This is a genomic window from Leisingera sp. CC-HEC093, assembly GCF_059429195.1.
In genome coordinates this window covers 2698868-2723032 of sequence record NZ_JCAIJR010000001.1, presented here as the reverse complement: position 1 = coordinate 2723032, position 24165 = coordinate 2698868, and the positions used below count along the sequence as shown (strand labels likewise).

General features: G+C 64.8%; 28 protein-coding genes. 17 read left to right on the top strand and 11 right to left on the bottom strand.

The window, feature by feature from the left end:
* The first annotated feature begins 184 nt into the window (after window positions 1-184).
* Window positions 185-967, top strand: a complete 783-nt coding sequence (locus AC5STB_RS13230) for a Hint domain-containing protein (protein ID WP_495443278.1) — start codon at window positions 185-187, stop codon at window positions 965-967.
* 39 nt (window positions 968-1006) lie between these two features.
* Here the strand turns inward: AC5STB_RS13230 and AC5STB_RS13225 are convergent, their stop codons facing one another.
* Window positions 1007-1441, bottom strand: a complete 435-nt coding sequence (locus tag AC5STB_RS13225; protein WP_495443277.1) for a CBS domain-containing protein — start codon at window positions 1439-1441, stop codon at window positions 1007-1009.
* Between the two features lie 161 nt (window positions 1442-1602).
* Window positions 1603-2103 (bottom strand): Lrp/AsnC family transcriptional regulator, encoded by a 501-nt coding sequence (locus AC5STB_RS13220; RefSeq protein WP_019296031.1) that lies wholly within the window; start codon window positions 2101-2103, stop codon window positions 1603-1605.
* A gap of 253 nt (window positions 2104-2356) precedes the next feature.
* Between AC5STB_RS13220 and trxB the strand changes: the two genes are divergently transcribed.
* The 4 genes from trxB (at window position 2357) to AC5STB_RS13200 (ending at window position 7702) form a co-directional block, all read left to right on the top strand.
* Entirely contained in the window at window positions 2357-3298 is a 942-nt protein-coding gene (trxB, locus tag AC5STB_RS13215; protein ID WP_495443276.1) for a thioredoxin-disulfide reductase, read from the top strand.
* Window positions 3299-3303: 5 nt separating this feature from the next.
* Complete coding sequence (locus AC5STB_RS13210; RefSeq protein WP_495443275.1) at window positions 3304-3636, top strand: ribonuclease E inhibitor RraB; 333 nt, start codon at window positions 3304-3306, stop codon at window positions 3634-3636.
* 80 nt (window positions 3637-3716) lie between these two features.
* On the top strand, window positions 3717-5393 hold the full coding sequence (locus AC5STB_RS13205) for an adenylate/guanylate cyclase domain-containing protein (RefSeq protein WP_495443274.1): 1677 nt from the start codon (window positions 3717-3719) through the stop codon (window positions 5391-5393).
* 233 nt (window positions 5394-5626) lie between these two features.
* On the top strand, window positions 5627-7702 hold the full coding sequence (locus AC5STB_RS13200; protein WP_495443273.1) for a bifunctional sulfate adenylyltransferase/adenylylsulfate kinase: 2076 nt from the start codon (window positions 5627-5629) through the stop codon (window positions 7700-7702).
* Window positions 7703-7883: 181 nt separating this feature from the next.
* Here the strand turns inward: AC5STB_RS13200 and AC5STB_RS13195 are convergent, their stop codons facing one another.
* A complete protein-coding gene (locus AC5STB_RS13195) occupies window positions 7884-8564 on the bottom strand; it encodes a helix-turn-helix transcriptional regulator (protein ID WP_495443272.1) in 681 nt (226 codons plus the stop codon).
* Between the two features lie 278 nt (window positions 8565-8842).
* On the opposite strand from AC5STB_RS13195, the gene AC5STB_RS13190 reads away from it, so the two are divergent.
* The 3 genes from AC5STB_RS13190 to AC5STB_RS13180 all read left to right on the top strand — a co-directional run bounded on the left by AC5STB_RS13190 (window position 8843) and on the right by AC5STB_RS13180 (window position 10805).
* Window positions 8843-9436 carry an acyl-homoserine-lactone synthase gene (locus AC5STB_RS13190; RefSeq protein ID WP_495443271.1) on the top strand — a complete coding sequence of 198 codons (594 nt, stop codon included), beginning with the start codon at window positions 8843-8845 and terminating at the stop codon, window positions 9434-9436.
* 565 nt (window positions 9437-10001) lie between these two features.
* A complete protein-coding gene (locus tag AC5STB_RS13185) occupies window positions 10002-10550 on the top strand; it encodes a thioredoxin domain-containing protein (protein WP_495443270.1) in 549 nt (182 codons plus the stop codon).
* Window positions 10551-10634: 84 nt separating this feature from the next.
* The gene (locus AC5STB_RS13180) at window positions 10635-10805 is read left to right on the top strand and encodes a hypothetical protein (RefSeq protein WP_495443269.1); all 171 of its coding nucleotides are present in this window, start codon (window positions 10635-10637) and stop codon (window positions 10803-10805) included.
* On the opposite strand, the gene AC5STB_RS13175 is transcribed toward AC5STB_RS13180, so the two are convergent.
* Window positions 10802-10963 carry a hypothetical protein gene (locus AC5STB_RS13175; protein ID WP_495443268.1) on the bottom strand — a complete coding sequence of 54 codons (162 nt, stop codon included), beginning with the start codon at window positions 10961-10963 and terminating at the stop codon, window positions 10802-10804. The two genes, AC5STB_RS13180 and AC5STB_RS13175, sit on opposite strands and share 4 nt — an antisense overlap.
* Window positions 10964-11476: 513 nt before the next feature.
* On the opposite strand from AC5STB_RS13175, the gene AC5STB_RS13170 reads away from it, so the two are divergent.
* The 3 genes from AC5STB_RS13170 to AC5STB_RS13160 all read left to right on the top strand — a co-directional run bounded on the left by AC5STB_RS13170 (window position 11477) and on the right by AC5STB_RS13160 (window position 13216).
* Window positions 11477-12349 (top strand): DUF1206 domain-containing protein, encoded by an 873-nt coding sequence (locus AC5STB_RS13170; RefSeq protein WP_495443267.1) that lies wholly within the window; start codon window positions 11477-11479, stop codon window positions 12347-12349.
* A gap of 247 nt (window positions 12350-12596) precedes the next feature.
* On the top strand, window positions 12597-13070 hold the full coding sequence (locus AC5STB_RS13165) for an acyltransferase family protein (protein ID WP_495443266.1): 474 nt from the start codon (window positions 12597-12599) through the stop codon (window positions 13068-13070).
* Window positions 13010-13216: an SGNH hydrolase domain-containing protein gene (locus AC5STB_RS13160; RefSeq protein ID WP_495443265.1), complete on the top strand. Its 207-nt coding sequence runs from the start codon at window positions 13010-13012 to the stop codon at window positions 13214-13216. Before AC5STB_RS13165 ends, AC5STB_RS13160 begins: the two co-directional genes overlap by 61 nt.
* A 123-nt stretch (window positions 13217-13339) precedes the next feature.
* Here AC5STB_RS13160 and AC5STB_RS13155 read toward each other — a convergent pair whose 3' ends face one another.
* From AC5STB_RS13155 to AC5STB_RS13145, 3 genes are all read right to left on the bottom strand, one after another.
* Window positions 13340-14224: a PhzF family phenazine biosynthesis protein gene (locus AC5STB_RS13155; protein ID WP_495443264.1), complete on the bottom strand. Its 885-nt coding sequence runs from the start codon at window positions 14222-14224 to the stop codon at window positions 13340-13342.
* A gap of 126 nt (window positions 14225-14350) precedes the next feature.
* The gene (locus AC5STB_RS13150; RefSeq protein WP_495443263.1) at window positions 14351-14575 is read right to left on the bottom strand and encodes a DUF1150 family protein; all 225 of its coding nucleotides are present in this window, start codon (window positions 14573-14575) and stop codon (window positions 14351-14353) included.
* A 5-nt stretch (window positions 14576-14580) separates the two neighbouring features.
* A complete protein-coding gene (locus tag AC5STB_RS13145; RefSeq protein WP_019298576.1) occupies window positions 14581-14994 on the bottom strand; it encodes an Hsp20 family protein in 414 nt (137 codons plus the stop codon).
* A 181-nt stretch (window positions 14995-15175) separates the two neighbouring features.
* On the opposite strand from AC5STB_RS13145, the gene AC5STB_RS13140 reads away from it, so the two are divergent.
* Window positions 15176-15400: a YdcH family protein gene (locus AC5STB_RS13140; RefSeq protein WP_174148795.1), complete on the top strand. Its 225-nt coding sequence runs from the start codon at window positions 15176-15178 to the stop codon at window positions 15398-15400.
* 166 nt (window positions 15401-15566) lie between these two features.
* Here the strand turns inward: AC5STB_RS13140 and AC5STB_RS13135 are convergent, their stop codons facing one another.
* Entirely contained in the window at window positions 15567-16616 is a 1050-nt protein-coding gene (locus AC5STB_RS13135; protein ID WP_495443262.1) for a helix-turn-helix domain-containing protein, read from the bottom strand.
* Between the two features lie 128 nt (window positions 16617-16744).
* Between AC5STB_RS13135 and AC5STB_RS13130 the strand changes: the two genes are divergently transcribed.
* From AC5STB_RS13130 to AC5STB_RS13120, 3 genes are all read left to right on the top strand, one after another.
* Window positions 16745-17770: an alpha/beta hydrolase family protein gene (locus tag AC5STB_RS13130; protein ID WP_495443261.1), complete on the top strand. Its 1026-nt coding sequence runs from the start codon at window positions 16745-16747 to the stop codon at window positions 17768-17770.
* Window positions 17771-17995: 225 nt separating this feature from the next.
* Complete coding sequence (locus AC5STB_RS13125) at window positions 17996-19276, top strand: uracil-xanthine permease family protein (protein ID WP_495443260.1); 1281 nt, start codon at window positions 17996-17998, stop codon at window positions 19274-19276.
* A 215-nt stretch (window positions 19277-19491) separates the two neighbouring features.
* Window positions 19492-19983 carry a 2TM domain-containing protein gene (locus AC5STB_RS13120; protein WP_495443259.1) on the top strand — a complete coding sequence of 164 codons (492 nt, stop codon included), beginning with the start codon at window positions 19492-19494 and terminating at the stop codon, window positions 19981-19983.
* Between the two features lie 7 nt (window positions 19984-19990).
* Here AC5STB_RS13120 and AC5STB_RS13115 read toward each other — a convergent pair whose 3' ends face one another.
* Window positions 19991-20305: a DUF1272 domain-containing protein gene (locus AC5STB_RS13115; protein WP_495443258.1), complete on the bottom strand. Its 315-nt coding sequence runs from the start codon at window positions 20303-20305 to the stop codon at window positions 19991-19993.
* A gap of 219 nt (window positions 20306-20524) precedes the next feature.
* On the opposite strand from AC5STB_RS13115, the gene purE reads away from it, so the two are divergent.
* Together purE and AC5STB_RS13105 are read left to right on the top strand one after the other, a co-directional pair.
* Complete coding sequence (gene purE, locus AC5STB_RS13110; RefSeq protein WP_495443257.1) at window positions 20525-21013, top strand: 5-(carboxyamino)imidazole ribonucleotide mutase; 489 nt, start codon at window positions 20525-20527, stop codon at window positions 21011-21013.
* Complete coding sequence (locus AC5STB_RS13105; RefSeq protein ID WP_495443256.1) at window positions 21006-22082, top strand: 5-(carboxyamino)imidazole ribonucleotide synthase; 1077 nt, start codon at window positions 21006-21008, stop codon at window positions 22080-22082. The genes purE and AC5STB_RS13105 overlap by 8 nt, the downstream gene beginning before the upstream one ends.
* Before the next feature lie 160 nt (window positions 22083-22242).
* Here the strand turns inward: AC5STB_RS13105 and AC5STB_RS13100 are convergent, their stop codons facing one another.
* The gene (locus AC5STB_RS13100) at window positions 22243-23391 is read right to left on the bottom strand and encodes an alpha-D-ribose 1-methylphosphonate 5-triphosphate diphosphatase (protein WP_495443255.1); all 1149 of its coding nucleotides are present in this window, start codon (window positions 23389-23391) and stop codon (window positions 22243-22245) included.
* Window positions 23388-24164, bottom strand: a complete 777-nt coding sequence (locus AC5STB_RS13095; RefSeq protein WP_495443254.1) for an alpha/beta hydrolase — start codon at window positions 24162-24164, stop codon at window positions 23388-23390. The genes AC5STB_RS13100 and AC5STB_RS13095 overlap by 4 nt, the downstream gene beginning before the upstream one ends.
* Window position 24165: the final 1 nt, after the last annotated feature.

The following is a 24165-nucleotide window of genomic DNA, read 5'->3' as shown; positions in this document are numbered from 1 at the left end:
AACCGGAAGGATCCGGGACCGGCAAATGCTGTATCGCCCCGCCCCGCATTAACCAGTTTGCCGCAGATTCTTTGACAATTTGAACTAATTTCTGCCAATTGGGCACATACATATCGTTCAAGCACGTCTGTGTTGCCGGTGGGGGCCGATGCATACGGGCAGTTTGAAAGGAAAGGTCGCTGTCATGACCATCCCACAGTCGCTGCAGCGCGCTGCAGCCAATGCCGTCGAAGCCACCGCGGTCCTGCAGGACCCCGCTGCGTTGCGCAGTGCCAGCAAACCGCAGCTGCGCCGTTATGAGGTCAGCTGCCTGCTGCCCGGCGGCGCCATCGCCGAAACCCGCCACATCGCCCCGGTCCTGCCGCTGTTCGAGGATGCGTTCTGCGCATTCACCCGCGGCTCGCTGGTGGATACCGCAAGCGGCCCCATCGCGGTCGAAGACCTGCTGCCCGGCGACGAGATCCTGACCCGCGACGGCGGCAGCCAGCCGCTGGTCTGGATCGGCCGCACCAGCGTGCTGCCCGGGCGCACCAGCAGCCGCAGCCGCAGCTCCGTCCTGACCAGTTTCATGGCCGATAGCCTGGGCCTGCAGCGGCCCGCCGCCAGCCTCGTGGCCGGCCCTGCCGCGCGCTTGCTGCGCACGCCGCCGCATCTGCAGGCCAGCGGCAGCAGCAAGCTTCTGACCCTGGCATCGGAATTCCAGGACGGCATGAGCATTTTTGAGACCGCCCCGCCGGCGCCGGTCGACCTCTACCACCTCTGCCTGCCGCGCCATGCGGTGATCACCGTGGGCGGCCTGCCGTTTGAATCCTACCACCCGGGGCCGGATGCGCTGAAACTGGCGAGCTATGCGATCAAGACGCTGTTTTTGAACCTGTTTGCACATACCGACAGCATCCAGGGCTTCGGCCCGCTGGCCCATCCGCGCGCCGATTATGCCACCCGGCCCGGCCCGGCCATCCTGTAATGCAGCTCTGGCGGCCTTCCCCGAGGGGGCCGCTGCTGCTCAGTTCATGCCGCGGACGTAGCGCACCAGCTGGTCGGCGTTGAAGTGCTCCTCTTCGATGATCGCCTTCATCAGGTCGCCGATCGAGACGATCCCGGCCAGCTGCCCGTCCTTCAGGACTGGCAGATGCCGCACCCGCTTATTGCTCATCAGGGCCATGCAGGCCTCGGCGCTCTGGCCGGGGTCGACACAGGTGAAATCGGTGGCCATGACATCCGCCAGCGGTGTCGCGGGCGAGGTCTTGCCCGCCAGGAAGACATTGCGGGTATAGTGCCGTTCGGTGAAGATGCCGGCCAGCTTCCCGCCGGACACCACCAGCACCGAGCCAACGTCATGCCCTGCCATCAGCTCCAGGGCATCGACCACCATCGCCTCGGGCGGAAGCGTGTGGAGCGTCTTGCCCTTGCCATCAAGAATTTGCTGAACAATTGCCATCGCCGCACCTCCAGTCGGCGGAACAACGACCGGCTCAAACCGATTGCACCGGCAAGCCCCGCCTTTCCAGCATCCCGGGTTTCCCCTTCCTGTCAATGACTTGGATCAAGATGCGGGGTATCAGCCCCCGGAACAGACAGCCTGCCGGCGGCGGCTTCGGCTCAGGCCTCGCGCGCCAGCCGCTCTTCCAGCACCTCGAACGGCACGCCCGGCTCATCCTTGGCGCCGCGGATCACCAGCGAGGTCTTGACGCTGGCCACATTCGGGGTGGTCAGCAGATCGCCGGTCAGGAAGCTCTGGAAAGTGCTCAGATCCGGCGACACGCATTTCAGGATGAAATCCACCTCGCCGTTCAGCATGTGGCACTCGCGCACCAGCGGCCAGCTGCGGCATTTCTCCTCAAAGGCGCTCAGCTCTGCCTCGGCCTGGCTCTCCAGCCCCACCATGGCAAAGACCTGCACCTCAAAACCCAGCTCGCGGGAATTCACATCTGCGTGGTAGCCGTGGATCAGCCCGGCCTCCTCCAGCGCCCGCACCCGGCGCAGACAGGGCGGTGCGGAAATGCCGACCCGCTTGGCCAGCTCCACGTTGGTCATCCGCCCATCGGCCTGAAGCTCCGACAGAATCTTGCGATCGATCGGATCAAGACGGGTTGTGACCATGCCGGAGACTCCTGTGAATTTTGCGTTTCTTATAGCACCGCCGCCGGGCCGCGCAATATTGTTTCATCGCCGCGCAATATTCTTTGCAGCCCGGGCGCGCAAGCCGCAACTCCGCCCCGCCGCCGCAAAACCGCATCCCGCGGCATACCGCGCCAAGGGCAGCAGCCGGGGGGTTTAAGCCCGCGGGTCCTGCCGCTATATGCATTGCCTGACGGCGGCAAGCCCGCCAGGCTGCATTACGTGGGGAACACACATGAGCGAGACGCGCCACACCAAGGTTCTGATCATCGGCTCCGGGCCTGCCGGCTATACCGCGGGGGTCTATGCCGCCCGTGCCATGCTGGAACCGATCCTGGTCCAGGGGATTGAGCCCGGCGGCCAGCTGACCACCACCACCGAGGTTGAAAACTACCCCGGCTTCACCGAGGTGCAGGGCCCCGACCTGATGATCAAGATGCAGGAGCACGCCCAGGCGATGGGCTGCGAAGTGATCGGCGACTACATCACCTCGCTCGACACCTCCGTGCGCCCCTTCGTGGCCAAGGCCGACAGCGGCATCACCTACACCGCTGACGCGGTGATCCTGGCGACCGGCGCCCGCGCCAAATGGCTCGGCCTGGAATCGGAAGAGAAGTTCAAGGGCTTCGGCGTTTCCGCCTGCGCCACCTGCGACGGCTTCTTCTACCGCGGCCAGGAGATCGTGGTGATCGGCGGCGGCAACACCGCTGTCGAGGAGGCGCTGTTTCTTACCAACTTCGCCTCCAAGGTGACCCTGATCCACCGCCGCGATGAACTGCGCGCCGAAAAGATCCTGCAGGACCGCCTGTTCAAGAACGAAAAGATCGAAACCCTGTGGTTCCACACTCTGGAAGAGGTCGTCGGCACCGACAACCCGCTGGGGGTTGAGGGCGTCGTGGTCAAGAACGTGCAGACCGGCGAAGTCAAGGAAATCCCCTGCAAGGGCGTCTTTGTCGCCATCGGCCACGCGCCGGCCAACGAACTGGTGAAGGACGTGCTGGAGCTGCACAACGGCGGCTATGTCAAGGTCAAGCCCGGCTCCACCGAGACCTCGATCCCCGGCATCTATGCCGCGGGCGACCTGACCGACCACAAGTACCGCCAGGCGGTCACCTCGGCCGGCATGGGCTGCATGGCCGCGCTCGACGCCGAGCGCTTCCTGGCTGAGCAGGAGTAACCGGGATGCCGCACGATTTCGACGCGCAGCGGGCTGAAACCGTTGCGGCATTCAACGATCTGCAGGCCGAACATGGCCTGCCGGAGGTGGCGGACGTGGATTATTTCTTCGTCCCCGCCCGCACCGGTGCCGACTGGCGCCCGCTGGCAGAGGAGCTGAGCCGTGAGGGCTTTGCCTGCGAGTTCTTTGAGGCCGAAGGCGAAGACCCCGCCTACCTGGCCGCCACCCTGCCAGACCAGATCATCTCTGCCACCGGCATCTGGATCGGCGAGGAACTGGCCACTCGCACAGCTCTCTCGCACGGCTTTGCGCCGGACGGCTGGGGGCTGGAGGGCTGAGCCGACCCTAAACCTGCCATTGACCCCGGTCCCGCGGCCCCGCAGTCTGCATCCCGGAAACCGCGAACAGGAGGACCGGGGTGGCAAGCGCGCTCTGGCAGGGCAACTGGATCACCCGCACCCGGATCACCACCGGGCTGGTGCTGCTGACCTATGCCTTCTTTCACTTCATCAACATCGGCCTGGGGCTGCTGTCGCCGGAATGGATGGATGCGTTCCAGGACGCGCGTCAGGTCATCACCCGCAGCCTGCCGGGCAGCCTGATCCTTTATGCGGCGCTGATCCTGCATCCGGGCCTGGCGCTCTGGAACCTGGCCAGGCGGCGGACGCTGAAAATGCGCTGGGGCGAGGCGCTGCAAACCGTGCTCGGCCTGCTGATCCCGCTGCAGCTGCTGGCCCATGTGGTCTTTACCCGCTATTCGCACCAAGTCTACGGCGTCAATGACGAGTACCCCTATCAGATCATACTGATGTGGGCCTCGCCCGAGGCCTGGCAGCAAACCCTGTTGCTGCTGGCGGTCTGGATCCACGGCTGCATGGGGCTGCACTACTGGCTGCGCCTCACCCGCTGGTGGCGCCCGCTGATCCCCTGGATGGCCGGTCTTGCGGTGTTCATCCCCGGCTTCGCCCTTGCCGGCTTCCTGACCGAGGGCCGCCGCATCTACGGCCTGTTCGTCGAGGGCAGCCAGCGCGCTGCGCTGATGGAGCACTTCAACTGGCCCAGCCAGCAGGCCTTTGCCGAATTATTCGAAGCTGAGCGCTTGTGGCTCGCCATCTTTTTGCTGCTGCTCGGCCTCACGGCGGCGGCCTATCTCCTGCGCAAGCTTGTCCGCCGCCAGGCGGTCACCATCCGCTACGCCTTCGGCCCGGAGATCCGCGCCGAGCGCGGCATGACGCTGCTGGAGATGTCGCGCGCGGGCGGCGTCCAGCACACCTCCCTTTGCGGCGGCAAGGGACGCTGCACCACCTGCCGCGTGGTGGTGGATGAAGGCGGCGAGACCCTGCCGCCGCCCGCTCCGCCAGAGGCCCGCAGCCTGGCCCGGGTCCAGGCGCCTGCCAACATGCGGCTGGCTTGCCAGATCCGCCCGCAGGCGCCGCTGACCGTTACCCGCATGTTCCGCCCCGACGGCAGCAAGGGCCGCGCCCATGCCAGCCAGGGCGCAGAGCGGCAGCTGGCCATTCTGTTCCTCGACATCCGCGGCTTCACCGCCCGCGCCGCCGGCCAGTTGCCCTATGACGTGGTGTTCCTGCTGAACCGCTTTTTCGACGCCATCGTGCCCGCCGTCACCACCTGCGGCGGCACCGTCGACAAATACCTGGGCGACGGGCTGCTGGCGCTGTTCGAGGCCCCCAATCCGGCCCGCTCCGCCGCAGCCGCGCTGGAGGCCGCCACAGCCATCGGCGCTGCACTGCAGGAGTTCAACGCGCAACTGGCCGAAGACGGCGAGCCGGAAATCCGCATCGGCATCGGTGTGCATCTGGGCCAGCTGGTGCTGGGCGAGATCGGCAGCGCAGGCCACGCCCCGCGCACCATCATCGGCGGCAGTGTCAACGCCGCCAGCCGGCTGGAGGCCAAAACCAAGGAACTGGGCGTCGAACTGCTGATTTCCGCCCGGGTGCTGGACGCGGCGGGCTACGACTCAGCCCATTTGCCGCTGCAAACCTTCCAGCTGCGCGGCGTTTCGAGGCCGCTGGCGGCGCTGCCAGTGGCCCATGCGGCAGCGCTGCCGCGGACCCTGGCCGGAGAACAAAGTTAGGCGCGCGGCCCGCCGCGCAAAACGGTTGTTTCCCGCAATGCCCCCGCGCCGCGCCAGCCATCCGGCGCAGCGCGCGAATGGCGGACAACCACCCCCGCCGCCGCATCCGTGGCAGCCCTGCAACGCAGCAAAAAATCGCCAATTCTCTGCAATTCACCCTTTGCATCCAGGCCGAACCATGCAATGCGTTCACGCGTGAACACACTTTAACCTGCTGACAGCTGCCTGACACCGTGCCTGAAACCGCAACCCTTTCCACCCCGGACGAGGAAGACCTGCTCTTCCGCCTCCTGCGCCAGCTCGACGCGGCGCCGGATGCCTCGCAGCGGGTGACGGCTGCGGCGCTGGGGATTTCGCTGGGGCGGCTGAACACCCAGCTGCGGCTGGCGGCAGAGGCTGGCCTGATCACCGTCAGCGCCCGCCCCGGCCCGGACAAGCGGCAGCGGTTCGCCTATACGCTGACCACCCGGGGTGCTGCGGAAAAAGTGCGGCTCACCGATCAATTCCTTGCCCGCAAGCTCGCAGAATACAACGCGCTGCATGCGGAACTCACCGGCTCCGCTAGCGGCCTCCCCCCTCTCAAACACAGGACCAACCCGATGCAAAGCAATCTGGCTCCCATCCCTGAGCTTTATGTCTCTTACGAAAGCGCCCAGAAACTGAAAGTCGAAGCGGCCGACCTGGTCAGCTGGGACCTGACCCCGCGCCAGATCTGCGACCTGGAACTCTTGATGAACGGCGGCTTCAACCCGCTCAAAGGCTTCCTGTCCGAGGCCGACTATAACGGCGTCGTCGACAACATGCGCCTGACCGACGGCTCCCTGTGGCCGATGCCGATCACCCTGGACGTCTCCGAGGATTTCGCGGCCAAGCTGGAAGCGGGCCAGGACATTGCCCTGCGCGACCAGGAAGGCGTGATCCTTGCCACCATGACCGTCACCGACAATTGGGTGCCGAACAAAGCAAAAGAGGCTGAGAAGGTCTTTGGCGCCGACGACGACGCCCACCCGGCGGTAAACTACCTGCACAACACCGCAGGCAAGGTCTACCTGGGCGGCCCCGTCACCGGCATCCAGCAGCCCGTCCACTATGACTTCCGCGCCCGCCGCGACACCCCGAACGAGCTGCGCGCCTACTTCCGCAAGGTCGGCTGGAACAAGGTTGTCGCCTTCCAGACCCGCAACCCGCTGCACCGCGCCCACCAGGAGCTGACCTTCCGCGCCGCGCGCGAAGCCCAGGCCAACCTGCTGATCCACCCGGTTGTCGGCATGACCAAACCGGGCGACGTCGACCACTTCACCCGCGTGCGCTGCTACGAGGCGGTGCTGGACAAGTATCCGGCGGCCACCACCTCCATGTCGCTGTTGAACCTGGCAATGCGCATGGCCGGCCCGCGCGAGGCGGTCTGGCACGGCCTGATCCGCAAGAACCACGGCTGCACCCATTTCATCGTCGGCCGCGACCACGCAGGCCCCGGCAAGAACTCTGCCGGCGACGATTTCTACGGCCCCTATGACGCGCAGGACCTGTTCCGCGAGTTCCAGGGCGAAATGGGCATCGAAATGGTCGACTTCAAACACATGGTCTATGTGCAGGAGCGCGCCCAGTACGAACCGAACGACGAGATCGCCGACCGCGACAACGTCACCATTCTGAACATCTCCGGCACCGAACTGCGCCGCCGCCTGGCCGAGGGTCTGGAAATCCCCGAGTGGTTCTCCTTCCCCGAGGTGGTTGCCGAGCTGCGCAAAACCAAGCCGCCGCGCGCCGAACAGGGTTTCACCGTGTTCTTCACCGGCTTCTCCGGCTCCGGCAAATCCACCATTGCGAATGCTCTGATGGTCAAGCTGATGGAAATGGGCGGCCGCCCGGTGACCCTGCTCGATGGCGACATTGTGCGTAAGAACCTCAGCTCCGAGCTGGGCTTCTCGAAAGAGCACCGCGACCTCAACATCCGCCGCATCGGCTATGTGGCGTCCGAGATCACCAAGAACGGCGGCATCGCCATTTGCGCCCCGATCGCACCCTACGCCACCACCCGCCGCGCCGTGCGCGAGGACGTGGAACAGTTCGGTGCCTTCGTGGAAATCCACGTCGCCACCTCGATCGAGGAATGCGAGCGCCGTGACCGCAAGGGCCTGTATAAGCTGGCCCGCGAAGGCAAGATCAAGGAGTTCACCGGCATCTCCGACCCTTACGACGTGCCGCAGAACCCGGAGCTGTCGGTCGAGACTGAAAACGTCGACGTCGACAACTGCGCCCACCAGGTGCTGCTGAAACTGGAAAGCATGGGCCTGATCAAGGCCTGAGCCTGACGGCACAGCAAGGAACAAGAGCGGCCCGCCATCCGGCGGGCCGTTTTTTTGAACACTCAGCCCTTCAGCAAGAAGTTTTACGGCCTGCCGCAGTGGCCGCCTTGCCCACCGGTGTGCTGCACGGCGCGTTGTCAAAACCGCACCTGCCCCCTTGCGGAGAGGCCCGCCAAAAGGCTCAGCGCGGCTCCACCCCAAACAGGTTGCGCTCCTTGGCCAGGTAAGCGAGGCGCGCGGTGGACTTGCAGCCGAACTTTTGCCGCATCCGCAGAAAGCTGGTTTTCACTGCTGACAGGGACAGCGAAAACCGCTCGGCAATCTCATCATAGGATTGCTCCTGCTGGATATGCAGGCGCAGCATCTCCAGCTCTTTTTCGGACAGAGACGGCGGCGGCAGCAGCGAGTCGAAAAATTCCGTGATTGCCATGCCCAGCCTGCGCATCTCGGCATCCGTCAGCTCCCTGTCCGGCCGGGAAACATATACCATAGACCGCTTTGTGCCGGTCAAAGCCGCAAATGCAGCACCATAGACCAACCCGTACTGCTGTGATTTTTCGAGGATCTTCATAGGGTCGGGCAGGTCAACAGCCGACCAGCGTATGCCCCCCTCATTCGTCAGCGCCCAGTTGAAGACGGGGTCATGAATGAAATAGTTTTCCCGGTCATACTGTTCCTTCCATTTGTCATGGAACGAGCATTCGAAGTGCTCGTAGCCCATGATGGAAAAGTTCACCATGAGGGTGAAACCCGAAGTGCTCACTTCGTTGATCGCGGATCGGCAGGCCGAAAACGCCTCGGCAATCTTGGTGCTCTTTGCGCCGTCCGAGGGCAGATTCGTTGTTATGACCGAATTCGGCATCTCTCCTCACTCCCCTCAAAGCTTTGCAACTTAGGTCTCACCACCGGCAACCACGGTCACCTTACCCGCGACCTAGGTCTCATCTCATGTGACCAAAGTTGCTAATACCATGCCGCAACCGGGTAAGTCTGGACAAGCGGAAATCTACCTTTAGATGTATTTTCCGCGCGACAGAGGTCGGCACGTGTACTGGAGATGTTTGTTTGCAAAGCGATTACGCCAAGAAAGAGCCTGCAGTCCGGACGAGCATTGAAACCATGGTCGTCCAGTTCGCGCCCGTGCGGCTGCCAAAAGCGCTGCGAAGTTCCGATCAGGATGTGCTGGATGCCTTTATGTCCTTGCGCCAGAGCGTGTTTGCAGAAGGCATGAACTGGCGCGTGTGGCTGTCCTGCCAAAGCGATCTGGACCAATATGATCACTTGGACGCCTATTACATTGTCGCATATGATCCTGCCACGGGTGAAGCCTTGGCCGGGGCGAGGCTGCTGCGCACGGACCGCGGCGGCCGTCATCCCAGCAGATCCGAAATGACCTACATGGTGCGTGATGCGGTCCGCGGCATGCTGCCCGGGCTGCCCACGGATCTGTGCGATGCCGAGCCGCCGTGCGATCCCGCGGTTTGGGAACTCACCAGATTTGCCTCAAATGGCGCTGCGGGAGCAGGGCAGATGGTTCTGCAGCGGCTGCGCGCGTTCCTGCTGGAACAAGGCGGGGAACGGTTCGTCTTTCTGTCTCCGCCGGTTGTTGCGCGGCTTGCAAAGTCTTCAGGCTTTGCAAATGTTGTGCCGCTTGGCCCGCTCAGAGGTGATCAAAACGGCAAATACCGCGTGTATTCTGCCGATGTTTCCCAGCCAAGGGGCCAAGACGCGTGAAACGGTTCATTTCATTCCGCAGACAGCCCGGCCGGGACGGCACCTGTGGCACCAGGCAACAATCCGAGTAATCCCGAATGATAAGGACCAGCACTCAGCAAAGCGTTTCCGACTGGCGCATTTTGTCCGAACTGCGGGGCATTTGCAGGGCCTCCCAGTTCGTTGCGATGGGCGGCGAAGTCAAACTGGCATGCGGGGAACAATCAGACGCCTTCGAAAACCGGTGGTCTGTCCACCTGCATGGGTTTTCGGCGCACGGCGCCACATTGCGCGATGCGCTGGACAGCTGGATTATGATAGCTGGACGAAGCCCCTTCGGCTTTTCATGAGCGCCGGCCCTGCAGTCAATGCGCAGTGGCTTGCGCCGGGCTGGCTGCGGATTGCCAAAGCAGTCCGGAAACCCTGCTGCGCCGCATTCCTGGCCGCTGTTGCAGGGCTTGCGCTTCAGCTTTCCTCAGCACGTGCAGAACCCGCAGCCCCCGCCCCGGAGTTCGATCAGAGGGTACGCGAGGTTCTCATCCGCAACCCCGAAGCCATCCCGGACATGCTGGCCCTCCTTAAGACTATGGACAGCGCGGCCAATGGCCATACACATCAGTATTTGATCGCTGCGCTGGCCAAGGAACTGTTTGCCGGGCTTGATCCAAAGGCGCCAATCCTGGTTGAATTCTTGGATTTCAACTGCAGCTTGTGCAGGAAGACACAGGTATCCGTGGCTGCCGCAAAGGCGCAAACACCGGACTTGCAGCATGTGATAATAGTCATGCCCGTTTCCGGCCCCGGTTCCGAGTTTGCGGCCAAGGCCGCATTGGCACTGAAATCCCTGGAAGGGACAGAGGCTTTTTATAAATTCTCCAGCGCCATGATGAAGGTAAAGGGGCGGGCTACTGCAGTTACAGCCATCCGGGTCTTAAGTAGCCTGGGCTATGACGCGGACGCTGTCGCTCACGCAGTCAGGGAAGGCATCGGAGCAGAGGAGCTGCAGTTGGCAGAAAGCTTGGCGGCTACCCTCAATGCAGCGGACACTCCGTTTTTTATTGGCCCCGGAGGCATCATCCGCGGCGCCGCATCCGCCAATAGGCTAAAGGCAATCTCTCAACCTGCAAGCAGATGACCGCCGAAAGCAGCCGCGTCAAACAGCCCGTGGTGCACGCCCTGGACAATCGGCACGATCGTCACATCGCGCCCTTCGCGGGCAATGGCCGCCGCGGCCGCCGCGGCCGCCGGGCAGACCGGTTGCCTTGCCGAATATCTCCGCGGCCATCTTCTTCAGGTCCACGTCCTTGGCGATCGCCTGGTGGTGCGGGCGGTGTGCGGCCGTGACCACATCTTCCGCTTTCAGATGCCCCCCACGGCGACCGGCTCCTAGCCGTCCGACAAGGGCATTTCCCCACGGACCGGACCGTCCGCCATGTTGAAGGCAGGCGATTTTCCCTTCATGCAGACCTTTTCAATGGCGTTCTCGAAACGACGGCTTGCCACCCTCTTTTCATACATCCACGCCAAGGCGTCTTTTGCTGGCTGCATACCTCTGCTCCTCCTTGTCAGGGAACGGGCTGCCGCGCTGCCGGCGCCGTTGACAGCGTTTTAGGGCACCCGTGGCCTGCGGTCGAAAAACTGTCTCATTCAACTGGCCAGTGAGACGCCGACTTGAAAAACGAAGCACTCAGAACACCGGGGAGCCGCAGCTGAGAACGGCAGTGTCCGGGAGCCTGGCATTCCTCAGGGCTGCACCAAGCTGGAATCATCGAATGTGCTGCGGGCAGGAACTGATGCGTTTTGCGGGGATTGACCTTTGCTGTCGTCGCTTGGGACATTGCGCCGGCTGTGGCACAAGTCCGCTGTGTCCTATGCGGCTGCCGTTCCCCTTCCCCCTGGCGCAGGCTTACAGGACCCAGCCTTCATCCGGCAAATGCACCGCGCCCCATTGCTCCGCACACCGTCGATGGCATCGCCCGGCCCGGCCTTGGCCGGGAACTTTCCGCCGGCTCAGGCGTTTCCCCTCTGCCCGAACTGCCCGCGAAACATGAAAGGCCCGGTATGCCCGACCCCAACTCCCCGTCTGATACCCGCAGCCAGCGCCAGGACGGCGTCTCTCCCGGAGATTTTGCCTGGGCCGTGCCCATCATGCGCACCGGCTACGCCGGGCGCGGGCTGGTCTACCTGCTGGTTGCCGGGATATCGCTGTGGTCAATCTGGCACGGCGGCGATGCCGAAGGCACGCAGGAGGCCATGGACGGCCTGCGGGGCGGCTGGGGCACCGTCCTGCTTCTGCTGATCGCTCTTGGCATGTTCGCCTATGCGGCCTGGCGCGCCGTCGACTGCATCTGGGATCTCGAAGACTATGGCAACGGCCTCAAGGGCCTTGTGGCCCGGGCCGGAATGATCACCACCGGGCTGGTGCACCTGGGCCTCGGGCTGCTGGCGGTCGCCGCCCTGCTCGGCGGCGGCGGAGAAGGCGGCCAGCCGGATATGCTAAGCCGCGTGCTGGCCGCACCCGCGGGCCAAATTGCCGTCGGCGCCGCCGGGGCGCTCACCATGGCGGCCGGCGGCTACTATCTCTACAAGGCCTGGAAGGAAAGCTACCGCGATCACCTCAAGGGCAACCCGGCCACGCTGCATCTGAACATGGCGCTCAGGGCCGGTGTTGCCGCCCATGGCGTGTCGATCGGCATTATCGGCCTGCTTATCCTGCGTGCCGCCGCCTATGCTTCCAGCCACCAGGCCGGCGGGCTCGGCACTGCCTTCGACTGGCTCCGGGACAGGGCCTATGGCCAGGCCCTGGTGGTTCTGCTCTGCCTCGGCCTGCTGGGGTTCGCGCTGTTCTGCTTCGTGAATGCCGCCTACCGGATCGTGCCGAAAGCCGATGACCGCGGCACCAAAAGCCTGCGCGACGCCCTCAGCCGCAGCTGACCGGCTGCAGCGGCCGCCAGCTGCGGCGAGCGGGCTCGATAACGGCAAAAAGCTGCGCAGCTGCAGCCGCCGGACCGGCAGTTTCCCAGGCCGGGCATGGAAAAGGGTTCTTTCGCTGTTTCCCATTTTCGCATAATTGATCCGGCAACAACGCGGCTCTGCCGGGCGGTCATGATGCGGCCTGCCATTGCAGCTTTCCGCTGACAGCTTCGCCCGGCTTACGCCCGCACGTTCTGGAGGCCTTCCCTTGCACGGCATTTCCTACCGCCCCGACATTGACGGGCTTCGAACCATGGCGGTTCTGCCAGTTGTCCTGAACCATGCCGGCGTGCCGGGGTTTCCGGGCGGTTTTGTCGGCGTTGACGTGTTCTTTGTGATTTCCGGCTTTTTGATAACCAGAATTCTGGCCCGCGAAATCACCGAAGAGCGGTTCTCCATCGTCGCATTCTATGAGCGCCGTGCGCGCCGGATCCTGCCCGCCCTCTTCGCGGTCATCGCGGTGTGCCTGATTGCAGGCTGGTTCCTGCTCTTTCCCTTCCAGTACGAAGCGCTTGCCAGGTCTGCACAGGCAACATTGCTTTTCTCCTCGAACATCTGGTTCTGGCTCGGCGCACAGGACTATTTCGGAGACGGCGTAAAACTCGATCCGCTTCTGCACACATGGTCGCTTTCGGTCGAGGAACAATTCTATGTCTTCTTCCCCCTTCTGCTGTTTGCATGAGCCTTTCCAGCATCATGTGCCCGTCCGATTGCCTGATCGAAAAAGCGGGAGCTCCGCTTTACCGGGACGATGACCACCTCAGCGCCAGGGGTGCGCAATGGCTCATGCCGCAGGTTCTGGACATGCACCTGAGGCCGGCTAGGTAGCAGCTGGAGCACGGAGCACCAGCCGCGAGTGGCGCGCCGCTCCCCGCTCATCGCCCCGTAGCGGGGCGTTCAGCGCAGCTTGCGGCGGCTTCCGGCGGTACCGCGCACAGGCGCATCCGGCGCTCAGATATCCTCTGGCAGATCCACCGTGCCGCGCATCAGAACAAAGCCCGCACCAGCCACCCGCACGCCCTCAATCGCGTCCGCCGGACCAACCCGCGCCACCCGCGCCTGGCCGGGACGGCCCAGCCCATGGCCCTGCTCAGCGGTGAATTCCGCCTTCTCCATCAGCCCGTGCTTCCACAGGTAAGACGCCATTGCCCCGGTGGCCGACCCGGTAAAGGGATCCTCCGGCGGGCTCGGCGGCGCCATCAGCAGGCGCGAGAACGTGTCGCCCGCCTCCGTAGCCCCCTCCAGCGCGACCAGAAACGGCTCCATCATGTCGATGCCATCAGCGCCCAGCGATTTGCCCAGCGCCGCCAGCGCCTCCAGGTTCAGCTCCGCCGCCTCCAGCGCCGCGCGGTCGCGCAGCACAGTGACGCAAAACGGCAGCCCGGTGGAGACCTTCTGCGGCTGCCCCACGATAGCCTCAACCGGCAGCGACACCGCCGCCGCGACCAGCGCGGGATCGGCAAAGGGGCCGAACTCCGGCGCAACTTGCGTCATCTCGATCAGATCCCCGTCCAGCCGAACCGGCACAATCCCGGCCCCGGTTTCCAGCGTAATGCTGCCGCCCTCAATCAGCCCCCGGTCCCGCATCGCCGCCACGGTTGCAATGGTCGGATGGCCGGCAAAGGGGATCTCGCGGCTGGCCAGGAAATAGCGCACCTTCACATCCGCCACCTCCGACGGGCCTGTAAAGGTGCATTCCACCAGCGAGGTTTCCCGCACATAAGCGGTGCAGACCGCCTCCGGCAGATGCGCGCCCCCGTGCACCACCGCACAGCCGTTGCCGCCAAAGGCGCGGTCTGAGAACGCGTCCACCCAGTCGAAATCGTAGCGTGCCATTTGCATCTCCCGGCTTTGAAGGCATCAAAAAAGGCGGGCCCGCGCCCGCCTTATCCATCTTGTGGGACATATGCCCGAAGTCAATCCGCTGGCCTTGCAACCGTCTGCGGACTGGACTTATGCCGCCTAGTGCACCGGCACCGGCGTCATGTCGTTCTGCCGCGCCAGCACAAAGGCCAGCTGCCGGTCGGCCACCAGCGCCAGCTGGCCGCCTGCCGCATCGTGCACCGCATAAAGCTGCGCGCGGTCGCCGGCGCTCTCCTGCACCTCCTTGGGAAGATCCGCCACCGCAACCGCCTTCACATAGACGGTCCGGTCGCCGGTCTCCTTGAAGTCAAACGGTGTATGCATTGCTCTTACCCCTTTCTGATACTGATCGTCTGGACCACGGTTTCGGGGCGCGCACGGGTCAGATCCACATGCAACAGCCCGTTTTCCATCACCGCCTCGCCCACTTCGACACCGTCGGCCAGCACGAACATGCGCTGGAACTGGCGCGCCGCGATGCCGCGGTGCAGGAACACCCGCCCCTCGCTGTCGTCGCGCTGGCGGCCGCGGATCACCAGCTGGCGGTCCTCGACGGTGATCGCCAGATCCTCTTCGGCGAAACCGGCCACGGCCAGGGTGATGCGGTAGGAATGATCGGATGTCTGTTCGATATTATAGGGGGGATAGCCCTCGTTGCCCGACTTGGCCGAGCGTTCCAGAAGGCGTTCCAGCTGCTCGAACCCCAGCATATGCGGGTAAGAGCCCAAGGTTAGTTTCGACACGTTGTTCGTCCTTTATGCCAAAGCGACGGAGATCCGCGGCCCCGCTTCCGGCAGCCGCTGCCTCAAGAATATGGGAAGTTCCTGCTGGATTCACAAGAGCATGTGCCCACAGGTCTAGCGGAAAAGCCCTTAACGAAGTATCTTCACTCTTACTTCATTCAAAAGCCCGATTGAGTCTCCCATGAATGCACCCACAGATGTGTCGATGAAGACCGATGAGGTCCTGAAGGTTGAGCTGGAAGTTTTCCGCAGGCAGCACCGTGATCTGGACGAAGCCATTTCCGCGCTGGAAGAGCGCGGCACCGCCGATCAGCTGACGATCCGGCGGCTGAAAAAGCAAAAGCTGATCCTGAAGGACAAAATCGCCCTGATCGAAGACCGGCTGACCCCGGACATCATCGCCTGATCCCGCGCCGGGCTGCCGGCGCGCCGCCCCGTGCCGAATCCGCGCGGGTTGCAGCTGCAGAATGCAGCGGTTTCACAGAATCTGCAGGCCCTCCCGCCCCCTCCTTCCGCGCAGCAAGCTGCGCCGGGAGGCATTGGGCGTGGCAGCACGCCTGACGGCGCTTGCGTCAGGGCGCGGCGGAACCGGGCATCTGCGCCTTGCGGTAGGCCGCCGGGGTCTGCCCGTAAACCCGCTGGAACTCGCGGTAGAAATTGGACCGCGACAGGAACCCTGACCTGGCGGCGATCTCGGTTACGCTGCTGCCGCTGCCCGCCAGCAGCTCTGCCGCGTGCGCCAGGCGGAACCCGTTCACATAATGCGAGACATTCACGCCCTGCGTCCGATTGACCGCCGCGGACAGCTCCCGCGCCGGGATGTGCAGCCGCCGGGCCAGCCGCTGCACAGACAGGTCCGGATCCAGGAACAGCTGTTCCTTGGTAAGCAGCTGCCGCAGCCGCGCTTCCGTGCCCGACGCAGCCGCGCTCCCGGGCGCGGCTGCCGCCGGCCTCTGGTGCGGCGCTGCAAACATCGCCGGCAGCACGCACAGCGTGGCCAGCAGCATAATCAGCAGCGGCACCGTCCCCGCCGAAATCAGCGTTGGAACATGGCTGCCGCCGAACAGGGCGAAGTCGGCGGCAATCGCGGTATCCAGCAGCAGCACAAAGACCAGCAGCCCGGCGGCCCGCAGCATCCACCGGTGCAACAGGCCTGCCCGGTCGAGCCGCGCCCGCGCCAGCGCGTCAGGCCCCTTGCGCCACAGCCGGATCAGGGCCGCCGCATAGGCCAGGTAGCTGGCACTGATCAGCCAGTCCAAATGCCGCAGATCCGCAACCAGAACCCAGAACAGGGCCAGCGCTGCAACCGGCCCTGCCAGATGCAGGACAGCCCGCCGGGGCAAGGCCCATCCGCCCGGCGCCAGCGCCGCAAACCCCAGATAGAGCAGCGGCCCGAAATACATCGGCAGGATGCGCTGCAGCGGGATCATGGCGCTGATGCCATAGCCGAACCGCAAGCCGACCAGCAGCGCGGACAGGCCGCACAGCCCGAAGCAGGCCGCAAACAGCAGATTCGCTTGCCGGCAGCCCAGCTCCGCCCGCCAGATCAAAACAGCCAGGGCGCAACACAGGGCCGCGGTCATCACTGGCAGCGGAAAGGTGAGCATTGTGCTGCTGTCCATCTGTCCTCTTTCCCTGCCGTCCTGTCCTGCATCAGGTTACAGGACAGCTATAAGCCACTGGAGCTATTGCTGCAATTGCGCCGGCCGCTCAGATTTCAGTGCATCTGAAACAAACCCCGGAGCACATCATGAAACCTCTTCTGTTCATTCTCGCCCTACTCTGCACGGCTGCCGCCGCCACGGCGCAATCCTACCTGCCCGGCCTGCAGGATCTGAAAATCCCCGCCGCCGAAGGCGCCCGTCCGCTGGAAGGCCACCTGTGGTATCCGGCCGCGGACCCTGCCCCGCTCGCACCGGTTTACGACAGCAAGGTCTGGGAAACGCCGCAGGCCGCACGGGACGCAGCCCCCGCCCCCGGGCCGTTTCCGCTGGTTGTGCTGTCGCACGGCATGTACGGTAACTTCCTGAACCAGGGCTGGCTCGCCGCCGCCCTGGCGCGCCAGGGCTATACCGTGGCCGCCATCAGCCACCCCGGCACGTCAACTTGGTCGCGCGAACCGGACCTCAGCCGCCAGCTCTGGGAACGCCCGCGCGATATCTCCCGCGTCATTGACCACCTGCTGTCCGCGCCAGAGCTCAGCGGCCTAGCCGACCCGGACCGCATCTATATGGCCGGGCATTCGCTGGGCGGCTTCACCGCCGCGCTTCTGGCCGGCGCGCGTTACGATGCGGACAAGCTTGCCCGGTTCTGCAGCCAGATGCCGGATGAACTGGTCTGCGGCGTCCTCAAGGGCTGGAAGATCGCCGAAACGGCTGAGGACCGCACCCGCATGGAGGCTGACCTGTCCGATCCGCGGATCAAGGCCTTTGCCCTGTTCGACCTCGGCGGCACCCAAAGCTTCTCGGCGGACAGCCTGGCCCGGGTGACGCGCCCGATGCTGGTCTACGGCGCGCCCATCATGAACTCCGGCCTAACACTGGACATCGAATCCCGGGCGCTGGCTCAGTCCTTGCCCGGCAGCAGCCTGCGCTACATCGAACCGCAGACGCTCTCGCATTTCGACTTTCTGGGCGTCTGCAAACCGGGCGGCCTGGCCATCCTGGCCGCCGAAGAGCCCGGCGACGAGATCATCTGCCGCGGCGGCACCGCAGAACGGGCTGCCAAACACCAGAGCATTGTTGCAGAGGTCGCTGGCTTCTTTGCCGGCAACTGATCCCCTTGCCCGGGCCGGAAACTGCATCCGGCCCCCGCAGTCCGCAGGGGCGGGGATGCTGCACCCCCGCCCCCTGTTGCGACACCCTGTCCGCAGGCTCCGAAACGGCCCCTGACCGGATGGTCAAAGCGGAGATTTCCGTTTAGGAGCAGTGCAATTTTGTCCGCGCGCCCGGCAATTGCCCGGCCCGGGCGGGACTGCAGACCTAACAAACGAGCGAGAACAATGACCGCCACCAGCGACCACACTGCCGCGCCTGACGGCCAGAGCACCGAGTACAAATTCACCCCGAAACAGGCGCTGGTCGGCGCCCAAATGCTGTTTGTCGCCTTCGGCGCGCTGGTGCTGGTGCCGCTGCTGACCGGGCTTGACCCCAGCGTCGCTCTGTTCACCGCAGGGCTGGGCACGCTGATCTTCCAGATCGTGACCCGCGGCCAGGTGCCGGTGTTCCTAGCGTCGTCATTCGCTTTCATCGCACCGATCATCTACGGCGTGCAGACCTGGGGCATGGCGGCGACCACCGGCGGGCTGGCGGCGGCGGGCCTCCTTTATGTAGCGCTCTCCTTTGCCATCCGCGCCTTTGGCGCCGGTTTCCTTCACCGGCTGCTGCCGCCCGTCGTGGTTGGCCCCGTCATCATGGTGATCGGCCTGTCGCTGGCGCCGGTTGCGGTCAATATGGCCACCGGCCTTGCAGGCGATACCCAGGTGATGCCGCGCAACACCGCGCTGCTGCTTGCCGCCATCTCGCTGGGCGCCACCATGCTGACGGCGATCCTGGGCCGCGGCATCATGCGGGTGGTCCCGATCCTCGCTGGCGTCGCCGCAGGCTACATCGCCGCGCTGGTGCTGGGCTCCGTCACCGGCGAGGCGCTGGTCAACACCGCCCCGCTGACGGGCGCGCCCTGGTTCAAGGTGCCGGGCTTTGTCGCGCCCGAGTTCAACCTCGCCGCCATCCTGTTCATCCTGCCGGTCGCCATCGCCCCCGCGATTGAGCACTTCGGCGACATCATGGCGATCTCCAGCGTGACCAAGCGCGACTATATGGAGAAACCCGGCATCCAGAACACCATGCTGGGCGACGGCCTGGCCACCGCCGCCGCGGGCCTTTTGGGCGGGCCGCCCAACACCACCTATTCCGAGGTGACCGGCGCCGTCACCCTGACCCGCGCCTTCAACCCGGCGATCATGACCTGGGCGGCGATCTTCGCCATCGCGCTGTCCTTTGCGGGCAAGCTGTCCGGCGCGCTCGCCACCATCCCGATGCCGGTGATGGGCGGCATCATGATCCTGCTCTTTGGCATGGTCACCGTGGTCGGCCTGTCGGTGCTGGCAAAACTGGGCGAGGCGCTCTCTGAGGCGCGCAACATGGTGATCATCTCCACCGTTCTGATCATCGGTCTCGGCGGCCTGACCCTGCAATTCGGCGAAGGCTTCACGCTGGCAGGCATCGGCCTCTCCGGTGTCGCCGGCCTCCTGCTCAACCTGATCCTGCCGAAACAGCGGTAATCCCGCCCTTCGCCTGCCCGCCGCGGCAGGCGAAGCCGCCCCACAGGGCAAGGCCCGGCCGCTTCCGCCCGCCTGCTTGCGGCTGGACCGGCCGGGCGGCAAGTTGTAAAATCCAGCAAATGTTGCCCTGTTGTCGGGTCCGTGTCGCCGTGCTGTCGTGGCCTTTGCCGCGGACCTGCGCCAATCTCAGCATGTGAACAGCAGGAAGAACCACAGTGATTGTCAGAAAGCTACGCCTCGAAAAAGGCCTGTCTCAGGAACAGCTTGCCCAAATGGCAGGCATCAGCACCCGCACGTTGCAACGTATCGAACGCGGCGCCAAGGCCAGCCCTGAAACCCTGAAATGCATTGCCGCTGTTCTGGAAACGGACTTCTCCAGCCTGAGAAAGGAACAGGACATGCAGACCACACCAGCAGCAGCAGCGCCGGAACTGAGCGGGGAGGAACAGGACGTCATGCAATACGTGCGTGATATCCGGGCCTTCTACACCCATGCCATCCAATACGGCGTGGTGATGGCCGGGCTGCTGATCTTGAACCTCCTGACAAGCCCCGATTATTTCTGGGTTGTCTGGCCGGCCCTTGGCTGGGGCATCGGTCTCGCCATGCATGGCCTCAGCGTCTATGAGGTGATCGACCTTTTTGGCCAGAACTGGGAAAAACGGCAGATTGAAAAACGCCTGAAGTCCCGCCGCGGCGGAGGGTAAGGGACGCTCACCTTTCCTCCGGTTTCAAATGCCGGATGCGCTCAACATGCGCCGTAATATCCGCGCGGGTGAACTTGGAATGCACCCGTTTCTCTGACGCTGGATGGTTGTCCAGCCCCAGCGTCAGGCCCTCCCGCCAGGCCCGTTTCGGCCGGATGGGACGCGGCGCAAAGCCGCCGCCGCATGTCGGGCAGACATTGTGCAGCACCTGCTCCACGCACGCCGCGCAATAGGTGCACTCATAACTGCAGATCCGCGCATTCGCCGCATCGGGCGGCAAGTCCTTGTCGCACAGCTCGCAATTGGGCCGCAGCTCCAGCATCTTGCTCTCCTCCCTGATCCAGCCGCCACCCTGCCCCGCTTGCCAGTGTCCCGCAAGCCCCGCTGCAGCCTCGCACAGGCAGGAGCCCTCCCCTGCGGCATAGCGCCAGCCCCCGGAAAACACGGCAAACCCCGCCGTTTTCCCATCCAAGCCACATTGCGAAAATCGCAACTTTCCCTATAGTGCGCGCTCCACAAGCCGCGACAGGAGCCACCATCCATGGCCGACATCAAAGTGGGCATCATCATGGGCAGCCAATCCGACTGGCCCACCATGAAGGAAGCCGCAAACATCCTCGATGAACTGGGCGTTGCCTATGAGGCGAAAATCGTCTCTGCCCACCGCACCCCGGACCGGCTGTGGAGCTACGGAAAATCCGCAGCCGACCGCGGCCTGCAGGTGATCATCGCAGGCGCCGGCGGTGCCGCCCACCTGCCCGGCATGGTCGCCTCCAAGACCCGCGTGCCGGTGGTCGGCGTGCCGGTGCAGACCCGCGCCCTGTCCGGCGTCGACTCGCTTTATTCCATCGTGCAGATGCCCAAGGGCTTCCCGGTCGCCACCATGGCGATCGGATCCGCCGGTGCCGCCAACGCAGGCCTGATGGCCGCAGGCATTCTGGCGCTGCAGGACGCAGACCTGGCCCAGCGCCTGGACAACTGGCGCGAAGCTTTGTCGGCCTCGATCCCCGAGGAGCCCTCCGATGACTGATGTTCTGGCCCCCGGCGCTACCATCGGCATCCTTGGCGGCGGCCAGCTCGGCCGCATGCTCTCGGTCGCAGCCTCCCGCCTCGGCTTCAAGACCCATATCTTTGAACCGGGCGCCAACCCGCCCGCAGGCCATGTCGCCGACCGCGTGACCACCGCAGGCTACGAGGACGCAGAGGCGCTCGCCGCCTTTGCCGCCTCTGTTGACGTCATCACCTATGAGTTCGAGAACATCCCGACCTCCGCCCTCGACCTGCTGGAATCACAAAAACCGATCCGCCCGGGCCGCGAGGCGCTGCGCATCAGCCAGGACCGTCTGACCGAAAAGACTTTCCTGCAGGACCTCGGCCTGCAAACCGCGCCTTTTGCCGACATCAGTGATCAGGCCAGCCTCGATGCAGCGCTGGCAGAGATCGGCGCGCCCTCGATCCTGAAAACCCGCCGCTTCGGCTATGACGGCAAGGGCCAGGCCCGCATCAAATCCCCTGAAGACGCCGGTGAAGCGCTCGCGTCCATGGCAGGCGCGCCCTCGATCCTCGAAGGGTTTGTCAACTTCAGCCATGAGGTCTCGGTGATCGCCGCCCGCGGCGTGACCGGCGAGATCGCCTGTTTCGACCCCGGCGAGAACGTCCACCGCGACGGCATCCTGCACACCACCAGCGTGCCCGCCAAGCTGAGCACGTCCCAGCGCATGGATGCGGTGCTGATGGCCGGCAAGATCCTGAACGCGCTGGAATATGTCGGCGTCCTCGGCGTCGAACTCTTCGTCACGCCCCAGGGCCTGATCGTCAACGAGATCGCCCCGCGGGTGCACAACTCCGGCCACTGGACCCAGAACGGCTGCACCACCGACCAGTTCGAACAGCACATCCGCGCCGTGGCCGGCTGGCCCCTCGGCGACGGCCAGCGCCATTCCGATGTGGTGATGGAAAACCTGATCTGCGATGACGTGGACCGTATCCCGGAGCTGGCCAAGGAAGCCGATTGCGCCCTCCACCTCTACGGCAAGGCCGAGGCCAAACCTGGCCGCAAGATGGGCCACGTGAACCGGGTGGTCCGGGCGGAAGGCTAACGGTTTGGGGCTTTGCCCCAAACCCTTTCCCAACTTGGGGCTCTGCCCCCAGACCCCGGGATATTTCCGGCCAGAAGAAGAAGGCGGATCCGTGAAAGCGGCCCCGCCGGTTTCACGCGCCGCAAAGAGGGCCATCCGGCCTGATGCGCGGCGCTCTCCCCTAGGCCAGGAACCGGCCCGCCACATCCCCGGCCATATAGCTGACCCGCCCGCCGGAAATCGCCGCCGCGACGCGCTGGGTTGCCTTGTCCAGCACCAGAATATCGGCGCGCCTGCCCGGCTCCAGCGTTCCGCGGTCGGTGAGGCCCAGCAGCTGCGCAGGCCCGGCTGAGACCAGCCGCCACGCGTTCTCCAGATCCAGCAGGCCCGAACGCTCCAGCATCAGCGCCGCACGGCGCGGGCTGGGATAGTGGTAATCGGAGGCGAGCGCATCGCACAGCCCCATGGCAATCAGCTCGACGGCAGAGGCATTGCCCTTGTGCGAGCCGCCGCGCACCACGTTGGGCGAGCCGAGGATCACCGGGTCGCCCGCCGTGCGCGCGGCCTCTGCCGCCTCCAGCGTTTCAGGGAACTCAGCAATCCGCGCGCCGCGTTCGCGCCAGACAGCGCGGTCCTCTGCGGTCTGGTCGTCATGGCTGCCCAGCCGCACATCCAACGCAACCAGTTCACGGCAGAGCGCATCCAGACTGCCCGGCACCTCATCCCGGCGCGCGTGCATGTCTTTCAGCATCTGCCAGTGGACCTCCGGATTGCGCCCCGCCTTCAGCGCCTGTCCGGTCAGCCGCGGCGGCTTCTTGCCCTGCGCCAGCCGCTCATGCGGCAAGTGATCGTTGAACACCACATAAGGCACCTGCCAGTCGGCCACTTGCGCAGCCAGCCCGGCGTAATCCTCCAGCATGTGGATCTCAAACCGCAGCTGCGGCCGCAGATCGGTCACGACAGAGCCGCGCACCGCCTTGATCGCCTCGAACACCTGGGCCGCGAACTCCGGCCCGCGCAGGCCGCCCTCCCAGGAGTAGAACTGCGCCAGAACCGCGGTGGTGATCCCGTTGGCGGCCAGTTCCGCCTCCGCGGCCACAACCCCCTCCGCCATCTGCTTCATCGCACCCCGGCGCGGGGCCAGGTGGCGTTCGAACCCGTCGCCATGCACGTCCACGATGCCCGGCAGCACCAGATAACCGCTGAGGTCCACAGCCCGCCCCGCATGCGCATCTGCCACCAGACCACCCGCGATGGCAATCTCACCGCCGCGTTCCAGCCCGCCGGGGCGCAGCACGTCGCCGCCCTGCAGCGTCAGTTCCAAGGTCATTCTTCCGCCTCTTCACAGCCGCCATTCAGCTGGCAGGCCTCGCTGATGATCTCATCCACCGCCGCCAGCCAGCCGAGCGACGGCTCAAACCGCCCTTCCTCCAGGAAATGCAGCGCCTGCGCCATCACCCGCGGGTTGTTCATCATGTAGGTGTGGGTGACCGGCAGCGTCAGATGCGCGGCCATCCCTGCAACCCTGGTGCTCTCGACCGAAACCTTGCCGTCGTCCGCGCCCGGGATCAGCGCGGAGAACACCGGGTTCAGCGTCTCATCGCCCGCAATCACCCCCAGCTCGAAATCCACCGGCGGCAGGCGGTTCGGCAGGCTGTCCGTCCCGGTGCCCAACTGCAGGCCGGCGGGACCGTTCAACAGGCCAAACACCTCCCAGTCGCCCAGCTCATCCACCAGTTCGCTGCCCTGGTTGGGCGGTCCCATCATCACCACCCGGCCCAGGTTTGCGGGGCGGTTATCCTGCAGCCAGTACCGCAGCAGGATGCCGCCCATCGAATGGGTGACCACATGGGTTGTCTCCTCGCCGCAGGCAGCAAAGGCCGCGGGCAAAGTGTCCTCTGCAAGCACCTGGATGGTCTCCTCGGTCGAGGCATAGCCGGGCCGCACGACGGTAAGCCCGCGCGACTGGAGAACTTCCTCCATCACCGCAAAGGACGTCTCGGAGCGCGCCAGCCCATGCAGCAGGATCACGCAATCGGCCGCCGCAGGCAGTGGCAGCAGCGCCGCAGCGGCGGCAAAGAGGGGTTTTATAAACTCACGCATG

Coding starts and splice junctions, on each gene's coding strand:
- AC5STB_RS13230 (WP_495443278.1), top strand. CDS start 185: ATGACCATCCCACAGTCGCTGCAGCGCGCTGCAGCCAATGCCGTCGAA.
- AC5STB_RS13225 (WP_495443277.1), bottom strand. CDS start 1,441: ATGGCAATTGTTCAGCAAATTCTTGATGGCAAGGGCAAGACGCTCCAC.
- AC5STB_RS13220 (WP_019296031.1), bottom strand. CDS start 2,103: ATGGTCACAACCCGTCTTGATCCGATCGATCGCAAGATTCTGTCGGAG.
- trxB (WP_495443276.1), top strand. CDS start 2,357: ATGAGCGAGACGCGCCACACCAAGGTTCTGATCATCGGCTCCGGGCCT.
- AC5STB_RS13210 (WP_495443275.1), top strand. CDS start 3,304: ATGCCGCACGATTTCGACGCGCAGCGGGCTGAAACCGTTGCGGCATTC.
- AC5STB_RS13195 (WP_495443272.1), bottom strand. CDS start 8,564: ATGCCGAATTCGGTCATAACAACGAATCTGCCCTCGGACGGCGCAAAG.
- AC5STB_RS13185 (WP_495443270.1), top strand. CDS start 10,002: ATGGACAGCGCGGCCAATGGCCATACACATCAGTATTTGATCGCTGCG.
- AC5STB_RS13180 (WP_495443269.1), top strand. CDS start 10,635: ATGGCCGCCGCGGCCGCCGCGGCCGCCGGGCAGACCGGTTGCCTTGCC.
- AC5STB_RS13175 (WP_495443268.1), bottom strand. CDS start 10,963: ATGCAGCCAGCAAAAGACGCCTTGGCGTGGATGTATGAAAAGAGGGTG.
- AC5STB_RS13170 (WP_495443267.1), top strand. CDS start 11,477: ATGCCCGACCCCAACTCCCCGTCTGATACCCGCAGCCAGCGCCAGGAC.
- AC5STB_RS13160 (WP_495443265.1), top strand. CDS start 13,010: ATGGTCGCTTTCGGTCGAGGAACAATTCTATGTCTTCTTCCCCCTTCT.
- AC5STB_RS13155 (WP_495443264.1), bottom strand. CDS start 14,224: ATGGCACGCTACGATTTCGACTGGGTGGACGCGTTCTCAGACCGCGCC.
- AC5STB_RS13150 (WP_495443263.1), bottom strand. CDS start 14,575: ATGCATACACCGTTTGACTTCAAGGAGACCGGCGACCGGACCGTCTAT.
- AC5STB_RS13140 (WP_174148795.1), top strand. CDS start 15,176: ATGAATGCACCCACAGATGTGTCGATGAAGACCGATGAGGTCCTGAAG.
- AC5STB_RS13135 (WP_495443262.1), bottom strand. CDS start 16,616: ATGGACAGCAGCACAATGCTCACCTTTCCGCTGCCAGTGATGACCGCG.
- AC5STB_RS13130 (WP_495443261.1), top strand. CDS start 16,745: ATGAAACCTCTTCTGTTCATTCTCGCCCTACTCTGCACGGCTGCCGCC.
- AC5STB_RS13125 (WP_495443260.1), top strand. CDS start 17,996: ATGACCGCCACCAGCGACCACACTGCCGCGCCTGACGGCCAGAGCACC.
- AC5STB_RS13115 (WP_495443258.1), bottom strand. CDS start 20,305: ATGCTGGAGCTGCGGCCCAATTGCGAGCTGTGCGACAAGGACTTGCCG.
- purE (WP_495443257.1), top strand. CDS start 20,525: ATGGCCGACATCAAAGTGGGCATCATCATGGGCAGCCAATCCGACTGG.
- AC5STB_RS13105 (WP_495443256.1), top strand. CDS start 21,006: ATGACTGATGTTCTGGCCCCCGGCGCTACCATCGGCATCCTTGGCGGC.
- AC5STB_RS13100 (WP_495443255.1), bottom strand. CDS start 23,391: ATGACCTTGGAACTGACGCTGCAGGGCGGCGACGTGCTGCGCCCCGGC.
- AC5STB_RS13095 (WP_495443254.1), bottom strand. CDS start 24,164: ATGCGTGAGTTTATAAAACCCCTCTTTGCCGCCGCTGCGGCGCTGCTG.